The following is a 19414-nucleotide window of genomic DNA, read 5'->3' on the forward strand; positions in this document are numbered from 1 at the left end:
ATAGGACAGTAAATGGACAGTGACAGCATAATTGAAGAGTGAACAAAAAGAGGTATAAAAATACCTCTTTTTGCATAACTATCCATTTTTAGAACTTAGTTGAAACAATATTGTCTATCCTTCCATAAATAAAATAGAAAATCTACTTAAAGGTAAGACTTTTATCACTTACGAAAACTTTAAAATATTTGAACTGTGTATCTGAATCTGGGATCGAAAATTCGAAGCTTTTTTTTGTTCTATTTTTCCATGTATCTTCTGGTTCGAAGGATCTACCAAGATAAGGCCTATCATCTTCATCATAATATAAAATTTCAATATATATGTGTGTAATGTCATGACCTGTAGTATTTTCAAAATTCCCTATGTAGCGTTTCTCATTTTCTGATACACCTGAAACTGTTTCAGCTACAAAGTTTTTTTTATCAAAAGTATTTACTAATATACCGTAAACTCTATTAAATTCTTTCACAGCTTTACCAGATCTCAATATGCTATCTAGGCTATTTTTATCTTGAACAGGAATTCCGACTATTGAGTTAATATCTAGAAGCAATTCATAACGTTTCCTTTGGTATTTATTCCATTCACTTACAAAAGTACTATCCACAAAATTTTGATTTTCTATAGATTTTCTTTCATTCTTTTGAACGTTAATATATTTATTAGCTAATCTCTTTAACTTAGGATTTTTAAACTTCCTATTTTTATACTGTTCAATTTCAATTAATTCATAATCTATATAGGATTTATAGTCTTCAATTTCCTTTTCATCATCATCCTTTTGGTCAGTAACTTTCCAACGTTCATCTAATCCTGTTGCCAATGAAGTTATGAATTCCCTATCATAAGTCTTATTGCTGTTATGGATTGATTTAAATATAGTTATTAACAAAAGCATTAGTAATAAAGGTATTAAGGATACCCTTAGTAGTTTTTTTAGCAAAGTCCATCCTCCATTTCTATCATTCCATTTATTGTATTGATCCCCTGATTACTATCACGATTGGAAATACCTTTTAAGTGACTACGCAAATATAGATACTTTTTTATACCAAATTTCATTTAGGTGTATTTTTTGTTTTTAGTTCATTTTATCTTCTTCAAAGTGACCGACTCCACCTTCAACAACCGTACCGTAAAACGCTTCAATTTCTTTATATGTTCTAATTACTTTTACATTACCTTTAAGACCAAGCGCTTTAAATCCTTATACGACATTATTATTCCACTGATGTCCTTTTCCACAAGAAGTCAACACAATAAAGAAAATTAAATTTACAATGGCAACTATTCCAATAATTATATATCTTTTCGACTTCATGTCACTGTTGCCTCCCACTGCATTAATTTATTTTTCAAGGTTCCCCATTCCATAACTCGAACTCTTCTAAAATCATTATACTATATACAGACATTTTTCACTCATCTTCCTCAAATGAAAAATGTCACCAGATTAATAGGAACTGACTATCAAAAGTAAGATTTAAGTAAAACATCCTAGTCCCACACCCTTATAATTTTCAATTCTACTACTTTATTTCGGAAGAATTAGCACCTATTCTATAACCATAAAAAAAACACTTTGCAAACTGCAAAGCGTCGTTTTCGTTTATAATTTGCTGTCTAGTAATGTTTCGTAACTATACTATAAAGGATTTAGTCCTTTTTGTGTTTACACAACTTATTTTACACTACCATGACCAACGGTCCTGGCCAAGAGATATTTTATTCTTTATTTTTACTGAGGTAAATAAGGGTTCAGTTCGAATCAACTCAAAAGAAAGACGCTCACAATAAAAATACCCCAAAGTTAGACAAATGAAATCTAACTTTAGGGTGTTTTTATTATGAAAATGACTTATGAGGATAAAGTTCTTATCTATGAACCGAGAAAACAAGGAGAGAGCTTTAAACATCTTTTAAATCAAGTTGAGATAAATATGCTATCTTACTCTCTAGTTAAACCTACTTTGATAAAGTAAATTAAACAACCACTGAAGATTGATTAATGGTTTTGGTTGAGCATCAATCACAGGTTAAACGGTCTCTCTAATTTCTTTTAGGACTTTTCGTTGATTATACTTAATCTTATGATAATGTTCATCAAAAGCATGTTGGAGAGAAAAATTACGATTAAAAATATAACTTTCACCTGAGTCCGGGTAAAAGACTAGAGTACCATCTGAAAAACCTAATACAGACGATTCTGTTCCTTTTTCTCTAGTTATAGCATACGTCCCGTCCTCATCATAGCTAATACCATCTAATTCCGGTGTATAAATCCAGCCATTATCCTCCATCAGCATAATGATGTCCGGTTCTGTCCCCTCCTTATGAGGGATGTGCTGAGCATAATAAACAGAGTGGTATTTTAAATTAATAAAGATAAATAGGCTCATTCCTAAGACTGTAACCAACCCTATAAATAGTCCTACAAAGAGCCCTAAAATATTTCTTTTTTGCATTCCTGTCTTCTCTTTCTTTTTCTATCTCCAATCAAATGTTGACTGGATTGACAATAAACCATTGTACATTATTTATCACAAGTCTTACAATTTAAAAATTTCTTTCTTTTGTAATTGGTCCAATAGTTTTTTGCTAAAACCTCTTGATAACTTTGTTCTAAACAGACTGAGTGCACCTATAATGCCAGATTCTCTTCAGTATGCCTCCTTACTTTGTCAATCAAGCCAAACATGGTATAATAGTTGAGGTTTTGACTGCCTCTTCTATTAGGCAAATTAAGGCATCAAATTTTAACAAACAGGGGCTAAACCCTTGGTATGAAAGGATTCTAGAAAATATTATGATGAACATGCAAAACATGATGAAGCAAGCACAAAAGCTTCAGAAACAAATGGAAAAAAGTCAAGCTGAGTTGGCTGCTACAACTTTCACTGGAAAATCAGCACAAGACTTGGTCGTTGCTGAATTAACTGGTGACAAAAAAGTGGTTAACATCACTTTTGCTGATGCTGTTGTGGATCCTGATGATGTGGAAACACTTCAAGATATGACTGTTCAAGCACTCAACGATGCTCTCGGACAAATTGACGAAGCGGCTAAAAAATCAATGGGTGCCTTTGCAGGTAAATTGCCATTCTAAAAAATAAAAAGGAATCTAGCGGTTCCTTTTTCTATGCACTCATTTCGCAAATCAATCATAAAACAAAAGGCTTGGACAAATCACGTCCAAGTCTTTTTGTCGTCATTAATTAAAACTGTTACTCCTCAACCAGACCAAGGCCTGACTGAGCATCTTCTTCGTTTGCTTCTTTAGAACGATTCTTTTGACCTAAATAAATGCTAGCTGAATCTAATGAGCTCTCCAAAGTAGGATAATTCACATCATCATTCACCGTTTTTGAAGGCACAGGTCCAGAGATTAATAGCTCATCATCATTCTTCACATAAATTTTATATTCACCAACTTCACTCGTCTGAGCCAAAATCTCATCCAATAAGTTTGAGTCGCTAGATTGAGCTGCTCCTTCAACAACTTGATTTTCATCCTGCTTTTGCTCTGATGAATCCACTACTTCTGTAATAACAATATAGTCAGGTGCTTCCTCACTAGATGGCTTATCAGCTTCCTTATCTTGTTCTGGTTGACTAGGAGACTCCTGACCCTTGCTATCTTGAGTAGAAGCTTCATGTTTGCTTTCTGCCTCATCACTAAGCAGTTTCGTCTTAGTCTGATTGGTGTCCGAATTAACCTGAGAGGCCCCTTTTGCATCAGCCGATGCGATACTGGTACCCATGAATAGAACAAAAATCCCTAAAGTCGAGACCAAGCCAATCATTAGTTTACGAAATAGACTATTATCTTTTTTCTTAATCATAACTCCCTCACTATGTTTTTGTTAGCTTCGATTAACTAACATGAGTCCTAGATGCTGCTGTTGATCAAACGAAGGTCATCTTATAAACCTTCATTATGCTATCTATCTTAACACTCAAAAGCTTTCGTTTCAAGCGATTCCTTAATTTTTAAGCATTTTAAATAAATAAAAAATTCATGTCCTAAAATTGATGAAAATCTATTATCAGATTAAGCTTTTAAGCCTAGACAAATGGTAAATTCTTTAAGCAATGCTCAGTAAACCAAAGATTTGTTGGCTAAAGTGCCAATAAAGGAGCTACTTTGCACCAAACGTCTATCGGATACCTTCATAGTGTCCAAACACTTCCAAAGCAACTATAAAAAGATAGCCCTAAAAGAAAAAGCTAACCTTCTATTAATTAAACAAATGATTATAAAAAGATTAGTAATATACACCTCTGAAACTCTGTTTTAAAAGGTCTTAGTAGATTTAATAAATACTGTTCCTTCAGAAAATCTCATATAGTTTACATCTAAAGTTTATTTATAGTTATCTTTAGTAGTTTCCTTTATTTAATGAAAACAAAGGAAACTACTAAAGATGATGCTAAGGATCAACTCTCTCATATACTACTCATTCCATAACATTTGTATCTTATCAGCTCTAACGTGCTAAATACACCGACCTTAACTCCTCTATTACGACAAACAACTGTTAAAATTGGAGAAAACACTTGGTAAAACACTAAAAATAGCCTAACTTTATAACCAAATGACCAAATCGGAGACTCACAAAAAGCTCATTTACTAAACTATTTTCTCATATGTAAACGCTTCACACACATCTCTATCACATGTAAGAAAAACTTGCCATGTTTTAATATTTTTTTAGCATAAACGCTAGATATTTCAAGGAAAATCCGTTACAATGAGATAAGGAAAGATAGGTAATTAACAGCATCATTATTTCATATGAAAGGGAAATTCATGGCTTATATTCAAATGAAGCATAGCTATAAACGCTATAAAACCGGTGATCTGGAAATTATCGCAAATAATGACGTAAGCTTTGAAATTGAAAAAGGGGAGCTTGTCGTCGTTCTCGGTGCCTCCGGTGCAGGGAAATCAACCGTTCTTAACATCTTAGGTGGTATGGACACCAATGACGAAGGCCGCGTCATTATTGATGGTAAGGATATCTCTGAATACTCAGCTAGGGAACTTACGACTTATCGTCGTGAGGACGTTGGTTTTGTATTTCAATTTTACAACTTAGTTTCAAACCTTACGGCCAGGGAGAACGTTGAGTTAGCATCTGAAATCGTTCCAAACGCTAAAGATGCCTCACAAACACTTGTCGAAGTCGGTTTAGGGGACCGCTTGGACAACTTCCCATCACAACTATCTGGTGGGGAACAACAACGTGTCGCTATTGCACGTGCCGTTGCCAAAAATCCAAAGATTCTTCTTTGTGATGAACCGACGGGGGCTCTGGATTATCAAACAGGGAAACAAATCCTGACCCTCCTTCAAGACATGGCGCGCAAACAGGGAACAACTGTTATTATTGTTACCCACAATGCTTCTCTAGCTCCAATTGCTGATCGTGTGATTCAAATGCACGATGCCAAGATTAAGAGTGTGGAAATTAATCCCAACCCACAAAAAATCGAGGACTTGGAGTACTAGAAAGGAGCACCGTCATGAAAAAAACAACTTATTGGAAAGATGTTTGGCGAACCTTTGTAGCTTCTAAAGGGCGTATGCTCTCTATTTCCTTGCTTATGGCACTCGGATCCTTTGCTTTGATTGGTCTCAAGGTCACTTCTCCTAATATGAAAACAACAGGAGAACACTTCTTCAAGGCCCATCAAACAGCTGACTTGAGCTTAATCAGTACTTACGGTATTAACAAAACCGATCAAGACCTTCTTAATACAGTCAAAAAGAAGAATGTTGACATTGAGTATGGTTATTTCAAAGATGCTGTTATCAAGGGCACAAATACGACATTTCGTATCTTCTCAAAACCTAAAAAAATCTCTACCTATGACCTTGTTGAGGGGAAGCTTCCTAATAAGGATGGGGAGATTGCTCTTTCTTCAACCTATAAAGAAGAATACAGTGTAGGAGATAAGATTAATTTTTCTGAGCCAGTAGATAGCTCTGGGCAAAAACAGTTAAAGGAACAAACATATACCATTACTGGTTTTGTCAATTCCTCTGAACTCCTCTCCAAGAATCGTCTTGGTAATGCCAGTGCAGGTACCGGAAAACTAGACGGCTATGCCGTTGTGCCGAAGACAGATTTCAACGCTAATAGCTACATGATTGCTCGGATCCGTTACCAGGATTTGGCAAATGTGAGTCCTTTTAGTAAGAAATATGCGGATAAGATTTCAGAAAGAAAAGCTGAACTCAAGGACCTTTTTAAAGACGAGCCTGAGAAACGCTTAACTGAAATCAAGTCCCAAGCTCAATCTCAAATTACGCAAGGAAAACAAGAGCTTGAAGCAGCACGCACCCAGACTCAGCAGATGACAACAACCAACGCTGCTGAGGCAGCAAGTGTAAAAGAGGCTACTACGAAGATTGAAGCTAAGCAAAAAGAACTCGAAGAAAGTCAAGCAATGCTGGACAATATGCCAGCCCCTAGCTACAAGTTCTACTCTCGTCGAGAAATTCCGGGTTCAGATGGGTATGTTGCTTACGAGAGTAACATCAACATCATCCACGATGTCAGCAACATCTTCCCTATAGCCCTCTACTTTATGGCAGCCTTAGTTACCTTTGTAACCATGGGACGCTTTGTTGAAGAAGAACGAGGAAAAGCCGGTATCCTTAATGCACTGGGGTATAACAATTCACGTATTATCCACAAATTCGTCATCTATGGATTAATTACTAGTATTGCTGGCACAGCTGCAGGGGTTATTACAGGACATACTCTACTTCCAATACTCATTCACAACACTTATAAGAACGATTTGCAACTGCCTGCTTTTGAGTTGCACTTCTACTTAGGGCTTACCCTAATCGCCTTTCTTTTAGGGCTCCTATCCGCTGTACTTCCTGCCTATGCGGTTGCTAAGAAAGAACTCTGGGAAAAACCTTCTCAACTGCTTCTTCCAAAGCCACCTCGTGCAGGAGCTAAGATTGTCCTAGAGCGCATTACACCTCTTTGGAGACGTCTTAGTTTCAAAGAAAAAGTTACCATGCGTAATATTTTCCGCTATAAACAACGGATGTTTATGACTCTCTTTGGAGTCGCAGGCTCTATTGCTCTGCTCTTCGCAGGTTTAGGAATTCGTTCTTCCGTATCTAATCTTAACCAGCAACAGTTTGAAGACATCATTCACTATGATATGATTGTCGCCAAACAACCGAATACATCAAGTGCCTTTGATAAGCAACTCACAAAGCTCCTTGATAGCAAAGACGTCAAAGAATACTTGAATATTCATTTTGAAACCTTACAAAAAATTGCTGGTAACAATAAGGATACCCAAGAAATCTCGACGATTGTCTTTAATGATCATGATGAGAAAATCATTAATAGTTACGTTAGCTTGAGAGACCGAGCACATAACAAAACGCTTAAATTATCTAATGATGGAGCTATTATCTCTGAAAAAATGGCCAAACTCCTCAACCTCAAGGTTGGCGATACCATCACTGTGCAAAACAGTCAGGAAGAATCCGTCAAGATTAAAATTGCTGGTATCACAGAAATGTACATGGGACATTTCCTCTTTATGAATGCTAGCTACTATCAAAAAGCCTTTGGTACACCTTCGGTGAATAATGCCAATCTCGTCAGTCTGGCTGAGCCTACCAAGCAAAATGTGGAGAACATGGCAGCTAAATTCATCAACTTGCCAAATGTTTACGGCGTTGTTCAAAACAACAACCTCAAGTTGCAAATCAGCACCATGGTCAATTCCTTAACGCAAGTTATTGGTATCTTGATTACCGTTTCCATTCTTCTTGCTGTGGTTGTACTTTACAATCTGACCAACATCAATGTCTCTGAACGTATCCACGAGCTCTCAACCGTTAAGGTTCTTGGTTTCTACAATAATGAAGTATCCCTCTACATCTATCGTGAAACCATTTATCTATCTATTATCGGTATCTTCGTCGGATTTGGTCTTGGACAGGCACTTCACCAATATATGGTAAGCATTATCCCACCAGATCGTATCATGTTTGATCCATCTATTGGACTTGCTACCTACCTTTTACCAGCTGTTCTCATTGTCTTAATCCTTATTATCCTCGGCTTCGTTGTTAATAACCGCCTAGCCAAGCTTAATATGCTCGAAGCTCTAAGTTCAGTTGAATAAGCTAAAAACGCCTGAGAAGTCATTCTCAAGCGTTTTTTTATATTCGATAAATTTATTTCGTTTTAGTCTTAGCCAACTCCAAACAGTAGGTCTTAACATGACAATGAGGGCAAGTCAACTTACGAGTCCTAGGTGTATGTCCAGAAATGGCAAACTCTTTAAAACTTGGATCAAAGGTCCTATGACAATTAGGACAGAGGTATTCAAACTGCTTTCTATAGTGAGACACCACTAAATTCATTACTATAATAGAAGCAGGACAGACAATAAAGATACCTCTGGGATCCTTAAAATAATAAATGACAACCAGTAGGCTCATCAGATAAAGAAGGAAGATTAAAACGCAACTCCCCCATAGTTTCCATTGCAAATGACGCCATGATTTTTGATTTTCCATAAGACGTGAAATGTCTGACAAATCTTCTAGTGAAAGTTGACGCCACTTAGCAGTTGCTTTTTGCAAGTGACGGGCACGTTTTAGTTTGACCTCTATTTCCTCTGAAGACTTTTCCAAGCTCTCGATTTGATCTGTCAACAAAAGCTCTAAAACCTGTTCCCTATTCTCCTCTTGCAAGAGTTTTTTGATTTGATTAATTGAGAAATCCAAATCTCTTAAGAAACAAATGACTTGCAGGCGTTCCAAATCTGAGTCGTGGTAGATTCTCCGACCACCTTCTGTGACTTCAGATGGCGTCAAAATACCACGTTGATCATAATACTGGACAGTCCTAACAGACACATCTGCTGCCTTAGCCAACTCTCCTGTTGAAAACTGCGACATCTCAGTCACCTCCTTTTAAGATTTTCCATCAAAGAAGGGCCTTCACCACCTTTGATACCTATATTCTACCTTATAACGCAAGGTAATATACAAGCCATAACCCTAGAGGATTTTCTTTTCTTACAGAAAAAATTAGCCATCACTCTTTACAGCCTTTACAGCCCCTGTAAAGTTTTAGTCGAAAAGGCCGCCCAAACCTAAAGTCGCAAAAGGATTGTTACTGACTTCTTCCTGTTGTTCCAGAAGCTTGGCATTCTCATCTAATTCAAGAAACTTCTCGTAAATCTGTGCGGTCATCCGAGCATCCTCCAAGCTGTTATGACCGTGTCCCTTGATTCCAAAGAAATCTGCCACACTGGTTAGTTTGAGGTTGACAATACCATTCAAATCCGAAGCACGACGGTCAAAGGCCTCATCGAAAACATCTAAAACATATTTCTCTTCCAAGTCTAAACCATTTTCAGCTAGAATGGGTAAATCCGACTTAAGAGCATTGTAACCGATAAGTGGTGTATCACCAACAAATGCCTTAAAATCCGCTAGAACGGACTCTAACTTCGGTGCCTTGGCAATCTTATCAGCTGTAATCCCCGTCAAACCATTGATAAAGGACTGCAAAGGAACATCCGAATAGACGAAAGAGTCAAACTGGCCCACTTCCTCATGCCGGTCCATCTTAACAGCTGACACCTGGATGATATGGCTAACGCCATCCACCGTGTTGAATTCCAAATCAAAGGCAATATAAGTTTCTACATTTTCCATCTTTATCTCCTACAATAGTTAAAGCTGAGACTGAGTCCCAGCTTCTTTTTTATTTTCCAAATAGTCGTCCAAAGAACCCTTTTTTAGAAGCTTCTTCTTGTTTGGTCTGGATTTCTTCCACTTGGGCCTTGGCTTCGTCAACCTCAACCTTAGCCTCATCAAGTTCCAGTTTAAGCTCTTCCTTGTCCTTCATAGCAGTCAAGGTCAATTGCTGCTGTTGATCAATTTGCTTGTCCTTTTCGGCAATTTGAACGTCTTTAACACGCAATTGGTCATCCATGTTAGACAACTGCTCGTCCTTAGCCTTCAACTGGGCATAGAGACGGGCAATCTCAGAGTTTTTCTCGTCTACAAGAATCTCTAACAACTCACGTTGCTTAGTTTCTTCATCGATAGGCTCATCGTCAAAGATAGTCTTCTTGTAGATTTCCTCCAACTTAATCAAGCCACTACGCTTAACGACAGTAACCCCTTTTGCATTTTTTTCAGTATCTTCTTCTGGAAGTTGTTTGACACGATTATTGACTGCTTGACGACTAACGCCAAGGATTTCAGCAATCTCGCTGACGGTCTTTTCAATACTCATAATAGCCTCATTTTCTCTTGAAATGTCTTACTATGAGAATATCATAATCACACCTTTCTGTCAATTTGACAAGACAATTCCCCGTCCCTAATATGGGTTTTCAGAGCCATTATGTTAACCCTAAATTCCTGAGCATTTTGCTTGATAGGCCAAAAGTATTTTGATAGACTATTGCTCGGGTATAAATGTATTTTGAAGGATTTTTGCTTAAACAATCAGTACTTAAAGGCTTATCTTTATTAGTACCAGATCTGTTGTATCTAGGAATGGTGGAGTCCTATTTCGCAAGACTTTGGATTTTTATTCTCTCTCCAATTGTCTGTAGTGCTCTTGCAACTATCGTTGCGAAGAATTTGCTTGATACAAAAGCACAAGTCACATTATCTCCAACGATGGGTTTGTTGGGGATTTTTTGATGTTACGGCGTATTCCCATTACAAACTATTATGACTAAACCAGATTGAAAAAAGCCCTAAAGTATGACATAATAAACAAAAGTAAAATAGAAAGAAAAGGTCCTATGAAAAACTTCCGTGATGATATCAAAGTCAACGATCTAGTCCAACCTTATTTAGAACCTATCGTTGAACAAATGACCACCGTGTTTGATCCTGAGATCGAGCTAGACATCTATAACCTTGGCTTAATCTATGAAATCACCCTTGATGAAACTGGCCACTGCTACTTTCTCATGACTTTTACAGATACTGGCTGCGGTTGCGAAGAGACGATGCCTTACGAAATTGCTGAAAAACTCAAATCAATTGATGGTATCAAGTCTGTCAAGGTCGAGACTACCTACTCGCCTGTCTGGAAGATGACCCGTATCAGTCGATATGGTCGCATTGCCCTTGGTATTTCGCCTCGAGGTGGAAAATAATATTAAAACTGGTTGGATAGTTCCAACCGGTTTTTTGCTCTATTTTTACTGAGAGTGACCAACTGATCCAAATCAAAATGCTTTCGGTGACTAGCTTTGGCTTCATAACTCAAAAAATCACACCGCACATATATCCGGTGTGATTTCTTTTATGTCAGTAAATTAGGCTTTACCTGATTTATCCATGTTCCAGAAGTCGGTAACAGCACCACGTGAGGCTGAAGAAACGATGTGAGCGTATTTACCGAGGACACCACGACTATAAAGTGGTGGCAACTCAGTTTCAGCTTTACGTTTTGCCAACTCTTCGTCTGAAACGTGCATAGTGATTTCTTTGGTATCTTGGTCAACTGTAACCATGTCCCCTGTGTGAAGGTAGGCAATTGGACCACCAACCTGAGCTTCAGGTGCAATGTGACCAACAACAAGGCCGTAAGTACCACCTGAGAAACGTCCATCTGTCAAAAGGGCAACCTTGTCCCCTTGACCCTTACCAACAATCATTGATGACAAGGACAACATTTCTGGCATACCAGGACCACCCTTAGGACCTACGAAACGAACAACAACAACGTCTCCGTCAACGATTTCGTCAGAAAGAACTGCTTCGATAGCATCTTCTTCTGAGTCAAAGACCTTAGCAGGACCTGTGATATTACGAACTTTAACTCCTGATACTTTGGCAACCGCACCTTCTGGAGCCAAGTTACCTTTCAAGATAATCAACGGACCATCGGCACGTTTAGGATGTTCAAGCGGCATGATAACTTTTTGACCTGGTGTCAAATCGTCGAAGGCTTCCAAGTTTTCCGCAACAGTCTTACCAGTACATGTGATACGGTCTCCGTGAAGGAAGCCATTCTTCAACAAGTACTTCATAACAGCTGGAACACCACCAACGTTGTAAAGGTCTTGGAAGACGTATTGACCTGAAGGTTTCAAGTCCGCCAAGTGAGGCACGCGCTCTTGGAAATCATTGAAATCTTCAAGTGTCAAATCAACGTTAGCTGCGTGAGCAATAGCGAGCAAGTGAAGAGTGGCATTTGTTGAACCACCAAGCGCCATTGTTACAGTGATAGCATCTTCAAAGGCTTCACGTGTCAAGATATCTGATGGTTTAAGACCAAGTTCAAGCATCTTAACAACCGCACGACCAGCTTCTTCGATATCTGCTTTCTTCTCAGCTGATTCAGCAGGGTGAGATGATGATCCTGGAAGACTCATCCCCATTACTTCGATTGCTGTTGCCATTGTATTGGCGGTATACATACCACCACAACCACCAGGGCCAGGGCAGGCATTACATTCAAGATCCTTAACCTCTTCGGCTGTCATATCACCGTGGTTCCATTTACCGATACCTTCGAAAACAGAAACCAAGTCGATATCCTTACCGTTAAGGTTACCCGGTGCAATGGTACCACCGTAGGCAAAAATCGCTGGAATATCCATGTTAGCGATAGCAATCATAGAACCAGGCATATTCTTATCACAACCACCGATAGCTACAAAGGCATCAACATTGTGACCACCCATAGCTGCTTCGATAGAGTCAGCAATAATATCACGAGACGTCAAAGAGAAACGCATCCCTGGTGTTCCCATAGCAATCCCGTCGGCAACAGTAATGGTCCCAAATTGAACAGGCCAAGCACCTGCATCTTTCACGCCTTCTTTTGCGATTTGTCCAAAACCGTGCAAGTGGATATTACATGGTGTATTTTCCGCCCAAGTTGAGATAACCCCAACAATTGGCTTTTCAAAACTTTCATCCGTCATTCCTGTCGCACGAAGCATGGCACGGTTAGGTGATTTAACCATACTATCGTAGACAGATGAACGGTGTTTCATGTGATTTTCAGACACGATATTCCCTCCTTAGTTAGTAATCATTTTAATCAAAATGTCTATTTCTATTCTAACATAATTTACCTAAAAATACTGGTCCTTTGACAACTATTCTCCCACTTTAAATTATGCTAAAATAAAGGCATGAAACATTTTGATACTATCGTTATCGGGGGTGGACCTGCTGGCATGATGGCGACCATTGCCTCAGCCTTTTATGGCCAACAAACCCTTCTGATTGAAAAAAATAAAAGACTTGGCAAGAAACTTGCTGGAACCGGAGGCGGACGTTGCAATGTCACTAACAATGGAAGTCTTGACGACCTCCTAGCAGGTATTCCAGGTAATGGGCGTTTCCTCTATAGCGTCTTTTCCCAATTTGATAACCATGACATCATTGCTTTTTTCGAGGACAATGGTGTCAAACTCAAGGTCGAGGATCACGGACGTGTCTTCCCTAAGACAAACAAATCAAGGACCATTATCCAGGCTCTGGAGGATAAAATTCAGGAACTAGGTGCTACTATCCTCACCAATACAGAAGTTGTCTCCGTCAAAAAGGTCGATGAGCAATTCCAAGTTAAATCTTCAGACCATATTTTTACCAGTGACAAACTCATCGTCACAACTGGTGGAAAATCCTACCCATCAACAGGTTCGACTGGTTTTGGACATGATATTGCCCGTCATTTCAAACTCCATGTTACTGACCTTGAAGCTGCAGAAAGTCCACTTCTAACCGACTTTCCACACAAGGCTTTACAGGGAATTTCTCTTGACGATGTCACTCTGTCCTATGGCAAGCACAAGATTACCCATGACCTGCTCTTCACCCACTTTGGCCTATCTGGACCAGCTGCCCTTCGCCTTTCTAGCTTTGTTATGGGTGGTGAGATAGCACATCTGGACTTTCTTCCCAACCAAAACCAAGAAAATCTCAAGATCTACTTTGAAGAAAATCGCGAGAAATCAGTTAAAAACTCCCTCAAAGCCCTTGTACCTGAGCGTGTCGCTGAATTCCTAGCAAAAGATATGACCGATAATAAGGTCAAACAGCTACATCCCAAAGACTTGGAAAATCTTATCAGTCAGCTTAAGGACATGGAAATCCCGATCACGGGTAAAATGTCACTTGCCAAATCTTTCGTAACCAAAGGTGGCGTTGACCTTAAGGAAATCAATCCCAAAACCCTCGAAAGTAAAAAAGTCCCTCACCTACACTTTGCAGGAGAGGTCCTTGACATCAATGCCCATACTGGTGGCTTTAACATTACTAGCGCCCTCTGTACCGGTTGGGTAGCAGGTATTCAGAGCCCTTGGGACTAAAAGATTACATATTCTTTTGATGACTATACCTAAAAATGTCCCTTTCAATTCAGAAGGGACATTTTCTCTATTTCCAAAAAGGAGAGGAGGGGATTCGAACCCCCGAGCCCCGTTAAGGACTACACGCTTTCCAAGCGTGCGCACTCGGCCTCTATGCGACCTCTCCATATTAAACGATTAGCCTATTTGTGGCTAATCGCTATTTTTTCATCCTATTTACCAAAGAATTAGTCTTTAAACTGAGCCTCTACTCGATAGATGACTTGACCTTTTTCTGAGAATTTACGCTCGTACTCAGTCATAACGTTACCCTCGTAATCACTAGCATGAAGGTCCAACCAAACTTTATTGAGAACCATTCCATACTGTGAAAAGCTAGTCAAACTATACTCGAAAAGTCCACGGTTATCGGTCTTAAAGTGAATTTCTCCGTTTTCTGGCAGGATTTGTTTATAAGTATCTAGGAAAGTCTTGTAAGTCAAACGGCGTTTCTCGTGACGACTTTTAGGCCATGGATCTGAAAAATTCAGATACATCATGTCCACTTCACCGTCCGCAAAATAATTAGTCAAGGCTGAGCCATCCACTCGCAAAAGCTTAACATTTTCAGCACCTGAGTCCAAGACCTTATCCAGAGCATAACTCAAGACAGATAACTGGATATCAATACCAATGTAGTTGATATCAGGGTTTTGTTGGGCCATTCCAGTGATAAAGGCTCCCTTACCAGATCCCACCTCAATATGGATAGGATTGTCATTACCAAAAAGCTCGTGCCACTTACCTTTAGCAGCCTCCGGCTCAAGGATAACGTATTGAGGATGATTCGCTAGGTGTTCCTCTGCACCCTTACGTTTTCTAACTCGCATGTTTACTTTCTAATACCTGTGCAGGGTTTCTCTGAACTTACGCAATTCATAAATTTCTCGGTTGGCGTGTTCCATATCACGGTTATCAAAGAATTTTGAAATTTGTGTTAAGTATGAGAATTGCCCATACCAATAAATTTTGTCCATCACAAGGTCATTATTCTTATAGCCATAATATGACAACCACTGAGGCCAATGTGCCAAAGGAATGTAATGGCTAAGAATCTGTGCGACATCATACATACGGTCTGTCAAACGTACAGAATCCCAATCAACCAAATAAATCAATCCTGAGGTTGTAATAACAAAGTTACTATGACGGGCATCCCCGTGGACAATTGTCGCAATATCTGCACGAAATTCTGGAAGATGACGTTTCAAATCTCTAACGACATCTTGAAGATAACCATTCTCACGTAATTGATAGGCAGCGTTTTCCTCCCATTCGTGTAGAAGGTCAAAGGGATTTTCAATGTGATAATCCAACTGCAAGAGCTGATTTACCAAGTGTTTTGAACGGTGCAAATTACCAAGAATTTGGATAATCTGTTTGCTATTCATGTCATGTTTGGTCAAGATGCGACCATCAAGCCATTCCTGTGCACTCATCATATCACCATTTCCCAGACGCTTAGCCCACAAGAGCTGTGGTGCAATCTGTTCCTTGGCAAGAGCTGCCAAGATTGGTGTTGTATTCATCTTCACAAAGACGCGATCTCCATTTGGGTAGGTCCCCATATAGGCCTTACCACTGTTTCCTTTGAGAGGAGTCAGGCTCAAATCTTTATCTGTTGATGTCACCTAGGCATCTCCTTTTTCTTTAGTCTTTTGCTTCTATTTTAACTTATTTAATAGGTGTTAGTCAATCATCTTCTTAAGCTTGGCTGGTAGGTAGACAAGGCTCAAAACAAGCATCACTCCAACTAAAATGAGGCTAAACTTCAAATCCAAGATACAAACAGCCTGAATCAGCGTCATCACAAGGATGATTTGGCTAATCAAACGTTTCAGATTGTCCACCTGCATGTCCTTACCTAATGGCATAAGATTAGCCATTCTTTGATACGCAAAGTGGAATTTTAGTGCTGTCAGTTGGAAGAGCAAGAGGTAATCGAAAATAGCCACAAGTATCATAGCCAACCATTTTTCAGGAACTAAAAAGATAACCAGTAGAGATAAGGCAAAGAGACGACAACTCAAAGCAAAGTAATCTCCAGAGCGTAAGAAAGCCCTTAGGTAAAGATTGTACCAAGTATGGTTTTTGTCCTTCTTTGTACGTTTGAGAATACCATCCAAATAAGCACGGCGTTTTACACTCGACGTAATCCCCTTAACATTGGTAAAGAGGGAGAAGAACTTCAAAATTGATTGTTGCCGTTTATTTTCTGCCACAATAACCTCAGCCCAATTAAGTCCAGATTGCTTATAAAAAGGTTGAGCCTTTTTCTGGAAAATAAAATACTTAAGAATAGCCATAGCCACTGCTACAAGGACAACTCCCCAAACTGGAAGCCCCAAGGCTAAAAAGAGTGGGACGACCAAGATAAAAATAAGGGTCTGGATAAGCACCCAAAATTTAAAAGCACGTCCTGTTGCCTTCTTAACATGGGTTCGTACCTCTTCTTCCTTCACCAAGAGATAGTGCTTGTCAGCAGGCTCTAAATAGGTGGCAATGTTCCCCCAGAAAGGAAGGAAGAGACACAGCACAAGCAAGCCCAGGACAATAGCCCATGGATTTTTTGGAAAATGTCGGAGCAACTGGCTATACTGAACCAAAACGAAGCCCAACAAAAAGAGAAAAACCAAGATAAAGTGGTCATTAAAGACGTAGCGACTATACTTAGCACAACGGGTATTGAATCGCTTGCTACGCTCCTTAAAAAGCTCAGCTATCATGACAATTCTCCCTTAGTTAACTGCATGTAAATATCGTTAAGACTGGCACTACTGTCACCAAAGGTCTGACGAAGTTCATCAAGCGTTCCCTGTGCCAAGACTTGACCGTGATGCAAGATGACAAAGCGATCGCACATTTTCTCAGCCGAATCCAAAACGTGAGTCGACATGAGAATAGCCTTACCATTCGCTTTTTCCTCAGCCAAAAGCTCAATCAAGTCCGAAATTGCCAAGGGATCCAAACCTAGGAAGGGCTCATCAACAATGAGAAGACTTGGACCAACAATAAAGGCACAGATAATCATAACCTTCTGCTTCATTCCCTTTGAAAACCGAGTCGGGAACCAGTCCAATTTTTCATCTAAGCGAAAGAGCTTGAGGTATTTATCCGCACGTGCCATCCCCTCAGTCACATCAAGCCCATAGGCCATCAACACCGTTTCCAAATGTTCACGTAGCGTCAATTCCTCATACAAACTTGGCGTCTCAGGGATGTAACCAATCTTTTGACGATAACTAGCCGTATCTTGCTGTATGGTTAAACCATCAATAGCAATCTGTCCCCCATAGGGTGTTAAAAGGCCAATAATCTCGTTGATTGTTGTTGATTTCCCAGCACCATTAAGACCAATGAGGCCAACTAATTCACCATCAGCCACCTCAAAAGTGACATCTTTTAGGACGGGAATATTGGCATAGCCACCCGTCACCTTTTCTAATTTAAGCATTATCTTTTCTCTCTTTGGTATGATATAATCTATTATAACAAAAACTCATGGAAAGGTCGTTATTATGGATAATTGTATTTTCTGTAAAATTATATCTGGAGAAATCCCATCATCAAAAGTCTACGAGGATGACAAGGTTCTAGCCTTCCTCGACATCTCACAAGCTACAAAAGGACATACCTTGGTCATCCCTAAAGAACACGTTCGCAACATCTTAGAAATGTCTGCTGAAACCGCAGAGACTGTCTTTAGCCGTGTCCCTAAAATTGCCCGTGCCGTCCAAAAAGCAACAAAAGCTATCGGAATGAATGTCCTTAACAACAACGAAGAAGTTGCTGGACAAACCGTCTTCCACGCTCATATTCATCTCGTTCCTCGTTACGGTGCAGACGATGGTATCCACATGGGCTTTGACGAACACGAACCAGACTTCGCTGCCTTGGCCGACCTTGCTGACAGCATTGCTAAAGAGGTAACAGAATGAAACTCGGACGCTTTCTAGCTCTTGGAACCCTTGCCTATGGTGCCTACTACGCCTATAAACGACGTGAAGACATCAAAGAGGAAATCCTAGACCTCAACCAATCACGAGAAAATATCTCTCACGATCTGGACAGAATCAAACGCAACCTTGACATCATCAAGGAACAAAACCTTGTGCTTGATGACATCAAACAAGACCTCAGCTATAAAACACGTGTCTTCCAAAAAGACCTAGAACCTCGACTCAACATCATCCAAGAACATTTGAAAAAATATCAAAGTGAGGATAAAGAATAAAGGTAAGTAGCCTGTGCTACTTACCTTTTTTACTGATGAAAAATCGACAACTACTTGTATTCTGTAAAAATCAATTTAGCGTCATCAGCCTTTGTTGACTCATCATATCCAGTATAATTAATACTTAGGACTTGATTTTTCTTTAATTTAACAACGACATCTGTATTTCCTGGATTGTATTCTTGACTCTTTGATGTGTTTGAATCCAAATCTTCAATAGTAACATTCCAACCGAGATTATTAAGTTGTGGGTCAAGATTAACGTTAGTGCTTAATTTATACGTTCCTTCCTTAATATCTCTGCCTACAATAAATTCTCCCTGACCAAGTTCATTACTTGGTTCAACTTCCTTAGCTACTGCATTGAATTTTACTTTGGAAATGTTTTGTAATTGTAAAGTATCTCCATCAAATAAAATAAGTCTAATCTTTGAAGCATAATTTGCATCATTACCAACTGCACCTGCAACAAAGTTTATATATAGTCCATCCTCAGATTTTCTTGTACCAAAAATATTTCCTGAACCACCTGTAACCTCAATATCATAGATTCCAGGCTTAACATCACCTTTTTCACCTACAGTAATATCATCAGTAGCATAAATTTCATCCGTAGATTTAGAACTATCAATAAGTTTTTGGAAAGGTTCTGATTTAGCAGTATGAACCTTTGATTGTTTTACCTTTGGATTTCCCTCTGACTTTTTACTATCATTTTGGCACCCCACTAATCCGATACCAACGAACATCAAAAGAACAAATGTGATTAACTTTTTCATAATA

General features: G+C 39.1%; 18 protein-coding genes, 1 tRNA gene and 2 pseudogenes. 8 read left to right on the forward strand and 13 right to left on the reverse strand.

The genetic code is table 11. The annotated features are described in order from the left end of the window. Positions 1–142 precede the first annotated feature (142 nt). Positions 143–826 (reverse strand): hypothetical protein, encoded by a 684-nt coding sequence (locus PCY14_RS00965; RefSeq protein WP_231087408.1) that lies wholly within the window; start codon positions 824–826, stop codon positions 143–145. A gap of 1024 nt (positions 827–1850) precedes the next feature. Between PCY14_RS00965 and PCY14_RS00970 the strand changes: the two are divergent. Then, positions 1851–1943: pseudogene (locus tag PCY14_RS00970) on the forward strand (transposase); the annotation flags it as partial. A gap of 15 nt (positions 1944–1958) precedes the next feature. Here the strand turns inward: PCY14_RS00970 and PCY14_RS00975 are convergent. After that, positions 1959–2468, reverse strand: a pseudogene (locus PCY14_RS00975) (hypothetical protein). Between the two features lie 341 nt (positions 2469–2809). Between PCY14_RS00975 and PCY14_RS00980 the strand changes: the two are divergent. Beyond that, positions 2810–3109, forward strand: coding sequence for a YbaB/EbfC family nucleoid-associated protein (locus tag PCY14_RS00980; RefSeq protein ID WP_060933645.1), 300 nt, complete (start codon positions 2810–2812; stop codon positions 3107–3109). Positions 3110–3227: 118 nt separating this feature from the next. Here PCY14_RS00980 and PCY14_RS00985 read toward each other — a convergent pair whose 3' ends face one another. After that, on the reverse strand, positions 3228–3845 hold the full coding sequence (locus PCY14_RS00985; RefSeq protein ID WP_042771985.1) for a hypothetical protein: 618 nt from the start codon (positions 3843–3845) through the stop codon (positions 3228–3230). Between the two features lie 968 nt (positions 3846–4813). Between PCY14_RS00985 and PCY14_RS00990 the strand changes: the two genes are divergently transcribed. Both PCY14_RS00990 and PCY14_RS00995 read left to right on the forward strand, forming a co-directional pair. Further along, complete coding sequence (locus PCY14_RS00990) at positions 4814–5515, forward strand: ABC transporter ATP-binding protein (RefSeq protein ID WP_002889513.1); 702 nt, start codon at positions 4814–4816, stop codon at positions 5513–5515. A gap of 14 nt (positions 5516–5529) precedes the next feature. Continuing rightward, positions 5530–8172 (forward strand): ABC transporter permease, encoded by a 2643-nt coding sequence (locus PCY14_RS00995; protein WP_301363067.1) that lies wholly within the window; start codon positions 5530–5532, stop codon positions 8170–8172. A gap of 52 nt (positions 8173–8224) precedes the next feature. Here PCY14_RS00995 and PCY14_RS01000 read toward each other — a convergent pair whose 3' ends face one another. The 3 genes from PCY14_RS01000 to PCY14_RS01010 all read right to left on the reverse strand — a co-directional run bounded on the left by PCY14_RS01000 (position 8225) and on the right by PCY14_RS01010 (position 10304). Then, positions 8225–8953 (reverse strand): MerR family transcriptional regulator, encoded by a 729-nt coding sequence (locus PCY14_RS01000; RefSeq protein ID WP_060933647.1) that lies wholly within the window; start codon positions 8951–8953, stop codon positions 8225–8227. A 174-nt stretch (positions 8954–9127) separates the two neighbouring features. Continuing rightward, a complete protein-coding gene (locus PCY14_RS01005) occupies positions 9128–9718 on the reverse strand; it encodes a 3'-5' exonuclease (protein ID WP_060933648.1) in 591 nt (196 codons plus the stop codon). A 49-nt stretch (positions 9719–9767) separates the two neighbouring features. Then, the gene (locus PCY14_RS01010; RefSeq protein WP_002889519.1) at positions 9768–10304 is read right to left on the reverse strand and encodes a DUF536 domain-containing protein; all 537 of its coding nucleotides are present in this window, start codon (positions 10302–10304) and stop codon (positions 9768–9770) included. Between the two features lie 520 nt (positions 10305–10824). On the opposite strand from PCY14_RS01010, the gene PCY14_RS01015 reads away from it, so the two are divergent. After that, positions 10825–11184, forward strand: coding sequence for a metal-sulfur cluster assembly factor (locus PCY14_RS01015; RefSeq protein WP_008535380.1), 360 nt, complete (start codon positions 10825–10827; stop codon positions 11182–11184). A gap of 162 nt (positions 11185–11346) precedes the next feature. On the opposite strand, the gene ilvD is transcribed toward PCY14_RS01015, so the two are convergent. After that, positions 11347–13050 carry a dihydroxy-acid dehydratase gene (ilvD, locus tag PCY14_RS01020; protein WP_060933649.1) on the reverse strand — a complete coding sequence of 568 codons (1704 nt, stop codon included), beginning with the start codon at positions 13048–13050 and terminating at the stop codon, positions 11347–11349. Positions 13051–13176: 126 nt separating this feature from the next. Here ilvD and PCY14_RS01025 point away from each other — a divergent pair, with 126 nt between their 5' ends. After that, positions 13177–14358: an NAD(P)/FAD-dependent oxidoreductase gene (locus tag PCY14_RS01025; RefSeq protein ID WP_060933650.1), complete on the forward strand. Its 1182-nt coding sequence runs from the start codon at positions 13177–13179 to the stop codon at positions 14356–14358. Positions 14359–14437: 79 nt separating this feature from the next. Here the strand turns inward: PCY14_RS01025 and PCY14_RS01030 are convergent. The 5 genes from PCY14_RS01030 to PCY14_RS01050 form a co-directional block, all read right to left on the reverse strand. Next, positions 14438–14524: transfer RNA gene (locus PCY14_RS01030), tRNA-Ser, on the reverse strand. Between the two features lie 61 nt (positions 14525–14585). Next, positions 14586–15227 (reverse strand): tRNA (guanosine(46)-N7)-methyltransferase TrmB, encoded by a 642-nt coding sequence (gene trmB, locus PCY14_RS01035; protein ID WP_021152463.1) that lies wholly within the window; start codon positions 15225–15227, stop codon positions 14586–14588. 9 nt (positions 15228–15236) lie between these two features. Then, positions 15237–16028 carry a cell cycle regulator CcrZ gene (gene ccrZ / locus PCY14_RS01040; RefSeq protein ID WP_002889525.1) on the reverse strand — a complete coding sequence of 264 codons (792 nt, stop codon included), beginning with the start codon at positions 16026–16028 and terminating at the stop codon, positions 15237–15239. A gap of 57 nt (positions 16029–16085) precedes the next feature. After that, on the reverse strand, positions 16086–17123 hold the full coding sequence (locus PCY14_RS01045; RefSeq protein WP_021152464.1) for an ABC transporter permease: 1038 nt from the start codon (positions 17121–17123) through the stop codon (positions 16086–16088). After that, positions 17120–17851 (reverse strand): ABC transporter ATP-binding protein, encoded by a 732-nt coding sequence (locus tag PCY14_RS01050; protein ID WP_060933651.1) that lies wholly within the window; start codon positions 17849–17851, stop codon positions 17120–17122. Before PCY14_RS01050 ends, PCY14_RS01045 begins: the two co-directional genes overlap by 4 nt. A gap of 64 nt (positions 17852–17915) precedes the next feature. Between PCY14_RS01050 and PCY14_RS01055 the strand changes: the two genes are divergently transcribed. Continuing rightward, positions 17916–18335: an HIT family protein gene (locus PCY14_RS01055; protein WP_021152466.1), complete on the forward strand. Its 420-nt coding sequence runs from the start codon at positions 17916–17918 to the stop codon at positions 18333–18335. After that, positions 18332–18631 (forward strand): hypothetical protein, encoded by a 300-nt coding sequence (locus PCY14_RS01060; RefSeq protein ID WP_008535387.1) that lies wholly within the window; start codon positions 18332–18334, stop codon positions 18629–18631. The genes PCY14_RS01055 and PCY14_RS01060 overlap by 4 nt, the downstream gene beginning before the upstream one ends. 50 nt (positions 18632–18681) lie before the next feature. Here the strand turns inward: PCY14_RS01060 and PCY14_RS01065 are convergent, their stop codons facing one another. After that, positions 18682–19410 carry a hypothetical protein gene (locus PCY14_RS01065; RefSeq protein ID WP_060933652.1) on the reverse strand — a complete coding sequence of 243 codons (729 nt, stop codon included), beginning with the start codon at positions 19408–19410 and terminating at the stop codon, positions 18682–18684. Positions 19411–19414: the final 4 nt, after the last annotated feature.

The sequence above is a fragment of the Streptococcus sp. SV2 genome (assembly GCF_030440175.1).
GTDB lineage: Bacteria > Bacillota > Bacilli > Lactobacillales > Streptococcaceae > Streptococcus > Streptococcus raffinosi.

What these genes read in the sequence shown, in the direction of transcription:
- PCY14_RS00980 (WP_060933645.1), top strand. Translation starts at nt 2,810, where the DNA reads ATGATGAACATGCAAAACATGATGAAGCAAGCACAAAAGCTTCAGAAA.
- PCY14_RS00985 (WP_042771985.1), bottom strand. Translation starts at nt 3,845, where the DNA reads ATGATTAAGAAAAAAGATAATAGTCTATTTCGTAAACTAATGATTGGC.
- PCY14_RS00990 (WP_002889513.1), top strand. Translation starts at nt 4,814, where the DNA reads ATGGCTTATATTCAAATGAAGCATAGCTATAAACGCTATAAAACCGGT.
- PCY14_RS00995 (WP_301363067.1), top strand. Translation starts at nt 5,530, where the DNA reads ATGAAAAAAACAACTTATTGGAAAGATGTTTGGCGAACCTTTGTAGCT.
- PCY14_RS01000 (WP_060933647.1), bottom strand. Translation starts at nt 8,953, where the DNA reads ATGTCGCAGTTTTCAACAGGAGAGTTGGCTAAGGCAGCAGATGTGTCT.
- PCY14_RS01005 (WP_060933648.1), bottom strand. Translation starts at nt 9,718, where the DNA reads ATGGAAAATGTAGAAACTTATATTGCCTTTGATTTGGAATTCAACACG.
- PCY14_RS01010 (WP_002889519.1), bottom strand. Translation starts at nt 10,304, where the DNA reads ATGAGTATTGAAAAGACCGTCAGCGAGATTGCTGAAATCCTTGGCGTT.
- PCY14_RS01015 (WP_008535380.1), top strand. Translation starts at nt 10,825, where the DNA reads ATGAAAAACTTCCGTGATGATATCAAAGTCAACGATCTAGTCCAACCT.
- PCY14_RS01025 (WP_060933650.1), top strand. Translation starts at nt 13,177, where the DNA reads ATGAAACATTTTGATACTATCGTTATCGGGGGTGGACCTGCTGGCATG.
- trmB (WP_021152463.1), bottom strand. Translation starts at nt 15,227, where the DNA reads ATGCGAGTTAGAAAACGTAAGGGTGCAGAGGAACACCTAGCGAATCAT.
- PCY14_RS01045 (WP_021152464.1), bottom strand. Translation starts at nt 17,123, where the DNA reads ATGATAGCTGAGCTTTTTAAGGAGCGTAGCAAGCGATTCAATACCCGT.
- PCY14_RS01050 (WP_060933651.1), bottom strand. Translation starts at nt 17,851, where the DNA reads ATGCTTAAATTAGAAAAGGTGACGGGTGGCTATGCCAATATTCCCGTC.
- PCY14_RS01055 (WP_021152466.1), top strand. Translation starts at nt 17,916, where the DNA reads ATGGATAATTGTATTTTCTGTAAAATTATATCTGGAGAAATCCCATCA.
- PCY14_RS01060 (WP_008535387.1), top strand. Translation starts at nt 18,332, where the DNA reads ATGAAACTCGGACGCTTTCTAGCTCTTGGAACCCTTGCCTATGGTGCC.
- PCY14_RS01065 (WP_060933652.1), bottom strand. Translation starts at nt 19,410, where the DNA reads ATGAAAAAGTTAATCACATTTGTTCTTTTGATGTTCGTTGGTATCGGA.